A 9242-nucleotide genomic window follows, 5' to 3' on the forward strand; every position below is an offset into this window, starting at 1 on the left:
AAATGAGCTATCGCGGCTCTCTGCCACCGCGTCATCCAGCGGCTGCCAGAAGCTGGGCCAGCCGGTATGGCTGTCAAATTTAGCGGCGGAGGAGAAAAGCGGCAGCCGGCAGCCGGCGCAGACGAAGGTGCCGCGCCGGTGTTCATCGTTCAGCGGGCTGGAATAAGGTCTCTCGGTCCCCGCCTCCCGCAGGATGTAATACTGCCGGGGCGTCAGGAGCTTCTGCCACTCCTGCGGGCTATGGGTTATGGCAAACGTTGCCCCCGCCGGAGCGGCGGTCGCTTTACTATCAGCGGCAAACAAAGAGGGGAAGCGCCCTGCCGCCATGACGCCAGCTGCGATCGCGCTGCCGCCCAGCAGGAAATTTCGTCTGTTTAACATCATCGCCCCGCGTTCTGTGAAAAAGGAATGATGTCAATTTACAGAGGGAGTTCTTATCAAATCCTCCCGAAACGTTCACAAATTTGTGATAACTTTCGCCGGGCGGGGAGAGGCGGGAGCGCTACTGTTTGTATTTCCTGGAAAACAGACGATGAGAGAATATTAAAAAATTATATTTGCGCCTGAATTTGGCTGGTGCCCGCCGGCCGCAGAGGCCGAAGCCGGCAGAGCGTCGACCCGAATGCCGCAGGAGAGGCGGCCCTTCAGGGGAGCGAACTCATGGCATATCGGCAAGAGCGGCAGTCTGTTTTTGCCGGTTATACAGACAGAGAGATTTCACCGTTTGCACCTTGCCTTTATCGACTCTTTTACCGGAAATAATAAGCGCCGAGTAGCCGACGTCATCACTAAAATCGATGCGCGGCCCGGCGACCTTTTTATGCGGCAGGTCGCTCTGCGCCAGGCAGGCGCGCTGGATGGCCTTATCAAATTCTTTCCACGCCGCCTCTGAGGAGGCAAATGCGCCTGCAGGCAGCAGTAACAGGGGAGCCAGGGCGATAAGGGGTAATAATTTCATACGGATATCTCCAATATAAGGGGAGCGAGTACCGGTGGCGTAAAGAGCGTGCCAACAATATAGCTCATCTTTTATTTTCAACGGCCGCCGAGGACGGATTATTTCGCCGTGCCGGCCGTTGGCCCCCTCTTAAGCGTCTCTTTTTCAGACGTTAATTCCAAACGGCACCGGTATCGGACCGGCGATAATGCGGCAATTTGGATAACAGCGCGTGTCCCACGATGAGTTCGTGGACGGACGCGCTGGCGGGGTAAGCTGAGGCCCGGCCCGCGGTTGGCGGCTTACCGCTCCGCGGCCGGGCTCACGGCGCTACTGCACACATAGGTCGGCAGCGAGCCCAAAATAAAGAGATAGCTACCGTTCTGCAGTTCATGAATGCGCATATAGATGTTTTTTGCCGGATAGACGAAAAACAGGGGCTCATATTTTTCCAGCCAGCTATCCGGCACGCTATCGTCCGGAAATTTAATATTGTGCTCAGATATCAGGTAGTAGGCGCTGCCCCTGCGCGTCACCAAAAACGATATTTTACGGTTAATGATTCTGCCCGGCTCCCCCTCCACGTGGCCGTTGATGCTGAGCGTACCGCTCTTCCCGTCCACGATATAATTCATCCACAGAACGAGGGTCGTATCCTGATGATGCTGGACAAAACTCACCCGACAGGAAAACGGCGCAACATAATAGCGGCGCAACAAAAAATACCCCGCCAGCACGCTGCCGAGCAGCAGGCAAAAGCAGGACAGGTAAAGCACCTGACGATGATGGGCCATGCTAGCGATCCTCAATAAAATAGTCAGAAATGCAGCGGTTTGGCTCCTTCATCGACCGATCGCACCGAATGACGGAGGCGCGAGGCAGCCGGGTGTATCTGCCGATATACACCCACGGATAGTTGACGCAGCCATCTTTAAATTGCCCAACGTAGGCCAGCGCCATCGCCCGTTCATCCTGCGCCTGGATGCTATTTGCCAAATAAACCCGGCACGCTCCCACCGTGCTTAAAAAATAATAATCATCGATAAAAAAATTGCTCCGGGAAAAGCTGTGATTAATCACGCCTGCACCGCTGAATAATAAAACCACCCATAATACTTTCGTCCACCAGCGCATACGCCGCGGTGAATAAACCGCTATTGTAGGCTGCGCTGTAGGTTCAGCCTGCGAAACGCTCGCTTCATCCGAACGCGCAGTATCATATTCATGGTCCTCTGACGCTTGCCGCGGAACCTCTTTAATCGCTATCGTTGTTTCGCTAGCCAGCGTTAATCCAATACGTGGAATTGTAACGATCGGATCGTTCTCGAAGCCTATTTTTTTCAATCCTTTGCGTAGAACCGAAATATTCTGGTAATAGGTATTAGGCGAAACCAGCATCCCTCGCCTTTGCCAGACGATATCCATGCACTCCTGCTGAGTCACAATAGTGCCGGCCCGCTCTATTAATAATAATAAGCAGCGCCCCGCCGGTGAATTGAGTACCACCACGCGATCCGGATTGCTGAGATCGCGCAGCGTGCCGTCCACGGGATGAAACTCAACTATTTCATTGATAATATAATGCTTGTGCATACAATCGGCGAAAAATCTCCGGTGAAAGTATGTCGGAAGTGCCCGGGTCTTATCACCATATGGATGAGAAGAGAGGGATCCATCTCCTTTTTGAGGGGGTAATATGGCCGATAAACTGGGCGTTGTATATCACAACCGCTGGCGAAATATCTTATTTTCCTGTCATTGCTCTGCAGGTTAACTGAAGTACAATAAACGCTAACCCCGCTATTCATCCTTTTCTCAGCCGCTGCCCGGCGGGAGCGAACGTCCTTATCTTATCTTTTCTTAAGTCCTTCTTATCTTCATTCAGCCTGCCAACAAATGCCTGCCCGCAGGCCTCTCCTCACGCCCTGCCCGTTCGCTACGGCGCCTTACCTGGAGTAGAAAAAACGCCAACAACAGGCTGATGTAAAAAGAAAAGCAGAAGGCATCACATGGCTCAACACGCGCCTGATGCATTGAGGAAAAGCGATAATAAGCAGTACAAAAAGCCGGCCACCTCCGGGAATTGAGGACAGTTCGTCCGCAGTTAAGCCAATATCGATTGGCGAACGCCCTCACCGGACGGCCGCACGTTCTGCAATTAATATAACTTAAGATTAATTGAGATTACCTTCTCATCTCCCGAGGTATAGTAGTTCTACAAAGTGAAAGGCTTAATTGCTTCGAAAATACAGGAATACAGGTTGATACCTGTCAAACGCATACAGGCTGACCTCCTTACTATTATAAATCGAGGGAATAACATGGCGAATAAGCTTGAACTACAGCAGCATTTAAATGTTGCGTTAATCGGCGGGGATCGCTTCGCACGCGGAGGCATCACCGCCTTATTGCAAGGAATGTATGCTGATATTCAAATAACAACATCGATAAATGATTACCAGCACCTTGACGATCTTTTAGCAATGACCCAAATTGACGTTATTTTTATCTCCGGGATAGAGAAACACCATACCGGAATGGATTGCCTGGCGTATATAAAAACGATTAAAGCCAGCTATCCGCAGGTGCTTATATACATGTATTCCGCCGCGGTGAATTCATCGCTGTGGGTCCACGGCGATATTGATGCCTATATTTCTCTACAGGATCCACTTTATCGCTGGCGAACCTGTTTATTAAAAATAGCGGAAAACCACGCTCAACCCAAAAAGAAATCAATGGCACTTTCGCTAACACCAGGGGAATGGAGGGTATTGAAGAAACTGAGAAATGGACTGGATATACGTTATATCGCAGAAATAGAGAAGCTTTCATACCGCCGCGTCAGCGCGTTAAAAAGCTCAGCAATAAGAAAACTCGGACTCAGGAATAAAACAGATTTACTGGTGTTTTTAACCAGCTAGAGCTGCTGCCTTCAGGGTCAATCTCGTCATAATAAAACTATGGAATCAGAAAAATGAAAGCTTACTTAAATAACAAAACTCTGCTGGCGCTGGGCATTGCGGCGCTGCTGCCTGCGGGCCCCTCTCTGGCCGCCACCGCCAGCGGCGGCACCGTAAACTTCAGCGGTAGCGTCGTGACCTCTGCCTGCGCCATCAGCGCCAACAGCGCCAATATTGACGTCGACCTGGGCGAAGTTCGTACCGCCACGCTGGCCGCGGCGGGCAGCGAAGCCAGCACGGCAAAAGCCTTCACCATCACCCTTGAAGATTGCGAAATCGCCGATACCTCCGCCGGCACCGAGGAAGATCCGATCCCGGCGACTACGGTTGCCGTCACCTTCACCGGCACCCCGGATAGCACCGATGCCGATGGCCTGGCCGTCGGCTCAAACGGCAGCAGCGCCTCGGCGCAAAACGTCGCCATTCGCCTGTATGACGAACAGGGCAACGTCGTGAGGCTGGGCGAGTCCGCCGCGCCCGTCGAGCTGCGCAGCGGCTCGAACACCCTGAACTTCAGCGCCAAATACTACTCCCCGCAGGGCAACGCCACGGCTGGCGATGCCAGCGCTGTCGCCACCTACACCGTCACCTATTCGTAATCCTCTGGCCCGGCCGCGCTGCCGGGCCAGGCTCAACCTTCAGGAGAGAGACGCTATGCGCTCATTTACATGGATTTTTCTGCTCGGCTCGCTGTGGTCATCCGTAGCCTGCGCCGGCGGCGTGGGGCTGGGCGCAACGCGAATGGTCTACCTCGGCAGCGCCAACCAGTCGATGCTGCAGGTCAGAAATACGCATCCCGACGCCTCATTCCTCATTCAGTCATGGGTCGAGGATGAGAACAATCGGCGCTCCAACGATTTCGTCATTACGCCGCCGCTGTATGTTTTAAAACCGGCCACCGAAAGCGTAGTGAAAATAATGTTTAGCGGTAAATCCCTGCCGCAGGACCGGGAAACGCTGTACTGGATTACGGTCAAAGCCATTCCGCAGCAGTCCAAAAGCGCCGCCAGCAATTCGCTGCAGTTTGCCTCGGCCAACCGCATTAAAGTTTTTTACCGCCCGGAGGGGCTGCAAAGCGGCGCCAGCGAGGGCTGGAAAAAAATAACCGCCGACTATCGTGCGGGCAAAATTACGCTCAATAACCCAACGCCCTATTACCTCACCACCGTCAATCTAAAAGTCGATGGCAAGCCGGTGCAGCCGACGATGGTCCCGCCAAAAGCAAGCGTCACCCTGGGCGGATCGTTCAGTCAGGCAGGCACTTTTAGCTATCAGACCATCAATGATTACGGCGCATGGACCCCTGCCGTCAGCCTGTCGTTGAACCGGAAATAAAATAAGAAAGGTGCGATCGCGTGAAAGCAAGAATCGTCTGTGCCCTGATGATCTGCCATGCCGTTCGGTATGTCTCTGCCGCAGAGAACGATTTGCAATTTAACCCTGCGTTCCTCAACGGCGAAAGTGGAAATATTGCCGACCTCTCGTGGGTCAATGCCGGGAGCGCCTTACCGCCGGGCGAATACAACATTAACGTTTATATCAATAAAAATTACGCCTTCACCGGAAACGTCGAATTCAGCGTTGATAAAAATGCGGCCCAGGAGGACGCCCAGCCCTGCGTCACGCCGCAGCAAATTGCCGCCCTCGGCATTGATAGCCGCCAGGCCGCGGAAGAGCTGCTGCCGCTGACCCGGCAATGCTATTTTTTGAATCACGCGTTCCCCGGCGCCAGCTTTGACTTCGACCAGAAGACGCTGACGCTCAATCTCAGCCTGCCGCAGAGCTATATGCGGAATCTTCCGCGTGGCTACGTCAGCCCTGAGAGCTGGGAGGCCGGGATCCCTGCCGCGTGGCTGAACTATGTCGTTAACGGCGCCAACAATGAGTACCGGGGCGATAAGCGTACCCGCTCCCGGCAGCTGTTCGTTAGCCTGAACAGCGGCGTGAACCTGGGCGCCTGGCGGCTGCGCGATTACACGACCTGGACCAAAGATGCGAATACGCTGAGCCACGTCCAGACCTGGCTGCAGCGGGATATACCCGCCCTGAGAGCGCAGGCGTACGCCGGGGAAACCTACACCTCCGCTCAGGTTTTTGACTCTGTCGGCCTGCGCGGCCTCGCGCTGAAAACCGATGATAATATGCTGCCTGCCAGCCTGAACGGCTATGCGCCGGAGGTTCGCGGCATCGCCCGCAGCAGCGCGACCGTTACCGTTCAGCAGAACGGCAACACCATTTATCAAACCAGCGTCCCCGCCGGGGAGTTCATGTTGAAAGACCTCTACCCCACTTCCTCCGGCGGCGATTTGCAGGTGACGATTGAGGAGAGCGACGGCAGCAAAACGCAATATACCGTGCCGTTTGCCAGCGTGCCGAACCTGGTGCGCAGCGGGCAGATAAAATACGCCCTCGGCGCCGGGAAGCTTCGCGCCGTCGGCAGCCAGAACACCCCGACGTTTGCCCAGGGAGAGCTGTTTTTCGGCTGGGAACACGGCCTCACCTTTTACGGCGGGGCGCAGCTTGCAGAGCGCTACAGCGGGCTCGCGCTGGGCGTAGGACAAAATCTCGGACGCTTTGGCGCCTACTCCGTCGATGTGACCCACGCGCGCAGCGTGCTGGCCGACGATCGGCCCTACGCCGGGGACTCCGTGCGCCTGCGATACAGCAAGCTGCTGAACGATATCGGCACGCGCTTTAACTTCTACTCCCTGCGCTACTCGACGCAAGGGTTCTATACCCTCAGCGACACCGCCTATAAGGGGATGACGGGCGGCACGGCAAAGCAGGTCACCGGGGCTGACGGCGCCGTCACCACCAGCTATGAAAACCTGTATAACCTGCATATGTCGCGCAAGGCCAAAAATCAGCTGCTGCTGTCGCAGCCAATGGGCCGTTTTGGCTCGCTTTCGCTGTCGTGGGATCGGCAAACCTACTGGCGCACCGCCAACAGAACGCAAAGCATGCAGTTTGCGTGGAACGCGATGGTTCGCAACGTCTCCGTCGGCGTGAGCGTTCAGCGCAGCACCAGCCTGTACGATAGCCATAAAGATAACATCGTGGCGATGTCGCTTTCCGTGCCGTTCGGCAACCCGCAGCAGGCGACCAGAGCGCGTTTCACCACCACCCGCGCGGACTCCACCGGGGCCACAAGCAGCGCGGGCATCAGCGGCTACGTCCCCGGACAGGAGAACCTGTTCTATAACGTCAATCAACGCTACGGCGCGCAGCAGCGCTACGGCGGCGATGCCGCGCTGCAGTATGCGGGCCAGCGGGGCGATTACAGCCTCGGCTACGGCTACTCCAGCGACTCCCGCAACCTCAGCTACGGCATGAGCGGCGGCGCGGTGCTGCATGAAGATGGCCTGACCCTCAGCCAGCCGCTGGGGAACACCAACATTCTGGTCAAGGCGCCGGGGGCCGGCAGCGTGGCGGTGCTTAATCACAAAGGCATCAAAACCGATAGCCGCGGCTATGCCGTCATTCCTTACGCCACGCCGTATCGCGTCAACCAGGTCGCGCTGGACGTCACTACCGCCGGCAACGACGTTGAGCTGGAGAACGCTATCGTCAGCAAAACGCCGACCGATGGCGCGCTGGTGCGCGCAACCATCGTCACCCGCCGCGGCGCGAAGGCCCTGTTCACCATCGGCTATCGCAACGAGATGCTGCCGTTTGGCACCGTCGTCACGCTCGCCGATGAGCAGGCCAGCGGCATTGTGGGTGACGGAGGCAGCCTTTATCTCGCCGGCCTGCCGGCGGAAGGCACGCTCAGCGCCGTCTGGGGACAGGGCAGCGACAAAAGGTGCGTCGTTAAATATCGCCTGAACCCGCAGGATTACAGCGCCCGCACGGGCCTTTATTCCCAGGAGGCGCGATGTCAGTAGCCGCCCGCCTATCAGGCATCGCCCTGCTTATGGCCCTCGTCACCCCGGCTCTCGGCTATGACGTGCTGGTCTCCGTTAGCGGAAACCTGATCGGCAATACCTGCGTGGTTTCCGCCGATTCAGTAGAGCAAACCGTCCCGCTGGGCGCCATCGGCATAAAGCAGTTTCGCGCGCCGGGGGCGGTCAGCAATATCAAACGGGCCTTCACCCTAACGCTGGAAGAGTGCGGCCCGACCTTTGTCGGCGTGAAAATCCGCTTTAGCGGCACGCCGGATGACCGCAACCCGCAGCTGATTAAGACGGACGACGGCGGAGCGAGCGGCGTGGCGGTGCAAATCCTCGATAAAGACGGGGAGCTGATTCCGCTGGAGGCCCAAACGACGGCCTACGGCACCTCGGGAGATGAGCGCGTGCAGATGACATTTTATGCCCGGCTGGCGGCCAACGGCGCCGCCGTCAGCGCCGGAGACGTTTCCGCCATCGCCACCTGGACTACGGAGTATCAATAATGCGTTTCTTACTGCTTGCCTGCTGGCTGTGCGTCAGCGCGAAGGTTCTGGCCCTCGACTGGATATCCGACATTACCCTCTCGCCCCAGGCGATGACCTACACCGGCCCCGCGGACTCCGTGATGCCGGGCAATATTATCGGCTCAACCTGGAGCGCATCGATCGACGTGCAGCAGGTGTTCTGGTGCGGATACCTGTTCGTCTGCACCAAAGGTACTCTCGAACCCAGCGCCAGCGCGGTGTCCGCGGGGATAACCGTCAACGTTGATGGCGTCAACTATAGCGTCTTTGAAACCGGAGTCCCAGGTATCGGCTACATCCTCGGCCTGAAGGATTTTAACGGCACCACCTACGTGCCGCTGCAAACCGGCGTGACCCAAAGCTACCCCGCCGATGGCACCAACGGCCTGGCTTTTGATTTAGGCTGGTCGGCAAAATTGACGTACGTTAAAACCAACAGCGCGCTGAAGTCGGGCGTGTACCCGCTCCCGGCCATCAGCGCCGCGATCCTGACGGCCTATAATAACGAGGTCAAAACGGCGCAGGTGATCATCAACCCAACGACCGTAACGGTGACGGCCAGCGGCTGTACGGTGAGCACCAAAAGCGCCAGTATCGATCTCGGCGCGCCGGATATGCGTACGCTGCCCAGCATCGGCAGCACCTCCTCGTCGGGCTCGTTTAGCGTCAGCCTGACCTGCGACGAGCAGGTAGCGCTGTATGCGGTAATGACGGATCAGACCACGCCAACGAACGACTCCTCCGTGGTAACCCTGACCAACGACTCCACCGCCTCCGGCATCGGCGTACAGTTCTTTTATAACGGCAGCGGCCCGCTGATGATGGGGCCGGACAGCTCCGCAGCGGGCGCCGTAAACCAGTTCTTTATCCAGACCACCACGGCGAGCCAAATCCTGACGCTGCCGTTCCAGGCGCAGTACGTCCGCAC

Annotated in this window: 10 protein-coding genes; 6 read left to right on the forward strand and 4 right to left on the reverse strand. The window is 56.7% G+C overall.

The window, feature by feature from the left end; genetic code table 11:
- The 4 genes from msrB to PFH44_RS21865 form a co-directional block, all read right to left on the reverse strand.
- Positions 1-381 (reverse strand): peptide-methionine (R)-S-oxide reductase (gene msrB / locus PFH44_RS21850; protein ID WP_283826122.1); only part of this gene is annotated, 381 nt, incomplete at its 3' end.
- Positions 382-658: 277 nt separating this feature from the next.
- Positions 659-958, reverse strand: coding sequence for a hypothetical protein (locus tag PFH44_RS21855; RefSeq protein ID WP_283826123.1), 300 nt, complete (start codon positions 956-958; stop codon positions 659-661).
- Between the two features lie 281 nt (positions 959-1239).
- On the reverse strand, positions 1240-1731 hold the full coding sequence (locus PFH44_RS21860; RefSeq protein WP_045856940.1) for a hypothetical protein: 492 nt from the start codon (positions 1729-1731) through the stop codon (positions 1240-1242).
- 1 nt (position 1732) lies between these two features.
- Positions 1733-2530: a winged helix-turn-helix domain-containing protein gene (locus PFH44_RS21865; protein ID WP_283826124.1), complete on the reverse strand. Its 798-nt coding sequence runs from the start codon at positions 2528-2530 to the stop codon at positions 1733-1735.
- A 728-nt stretch (positions 2531-3258) separates the two neighbouring features.
- Between PFH44_RS21865 and PFH44_RS21870 the strand changes: the two genes are divergently transcribed.
- The 6 genes from PFH44_RS21870 to PFH44_RS21895 form a co-directional block, all read left to right on the forward strand.
- A complete protein-coding gene (locus tag PFH44_RS21870; RefSeq protein WP_045856935.1) occupies positions 3259-3861 on the forward strand; it encodes a helix-turn-helix transcriptional regulator in 603 nt (200 codons plus the stop codon).
- A gap of 53 nt (positions 3862-3914) precedes the next feature.
- Positions 3915-4499, forward strand: a complete 585-nt coding sequence (locus PFH44_RS21875; protein ID WP_283826125.1) for a fimbrial protein — start codon at positions 3915-3917, stop codon at positions 4497-4499.
- 55 nt (positions 4500-4554) lie between these two features.
- A complete protein-coding gene (locus tag PFH44_RS21880; protein WP_045856931.1) occupies positions 4555-5235 on the forward strand; it encodes a fimbrial biogenesis chaperone in 681 nt (226 codons plus the stop codon).
- A 20-nt stretch (positions 5236-5255) separates the two neighbouring features.
- Positions 5256-7784, forward strand: coding sequence for a fimbria/pilus outer membrane usher protein (locus PFH44_RS21885; protein ID WP_283826126.1), 2529 nt, complete (start codon positions 5256-5258; stop codon positions 7782-7784).
- Positions 7775-8293 (forward strand): fimbrial protein, encoded by a 519-nt coding sequence (locus PFH44_RS21890; RefSeq protein WP_283826127.1) that lies wholly within the window; start codon positions 7775-7777, stop codon positions 8291-8293. Before PFH44_RS21885 ends, PFH44_RS21890 begins: the two co-directional genes overlap by 10 nt.
- The coding region (locus tag PFH44_RS21895) for a fimbrial protein (protein WP_283826128.1) at positions 8293-9242 on the forward strand (950 nt) is incomplete at its 3' end. The genes PFH44_RS21890 and PFH44_RS21895, both read left to right, overlap by 1 nt.

Origin of the sequence: Klebsiella sp. Ech2A (assembly GCF_030078455.1) — a bacterium.
GTDB lineage: Bacteria > Pseudomonadota > Gammaproteobacteria > Enterobacterales > Enterobacteriaceae > Klebsiella > Klebsiella terrigena.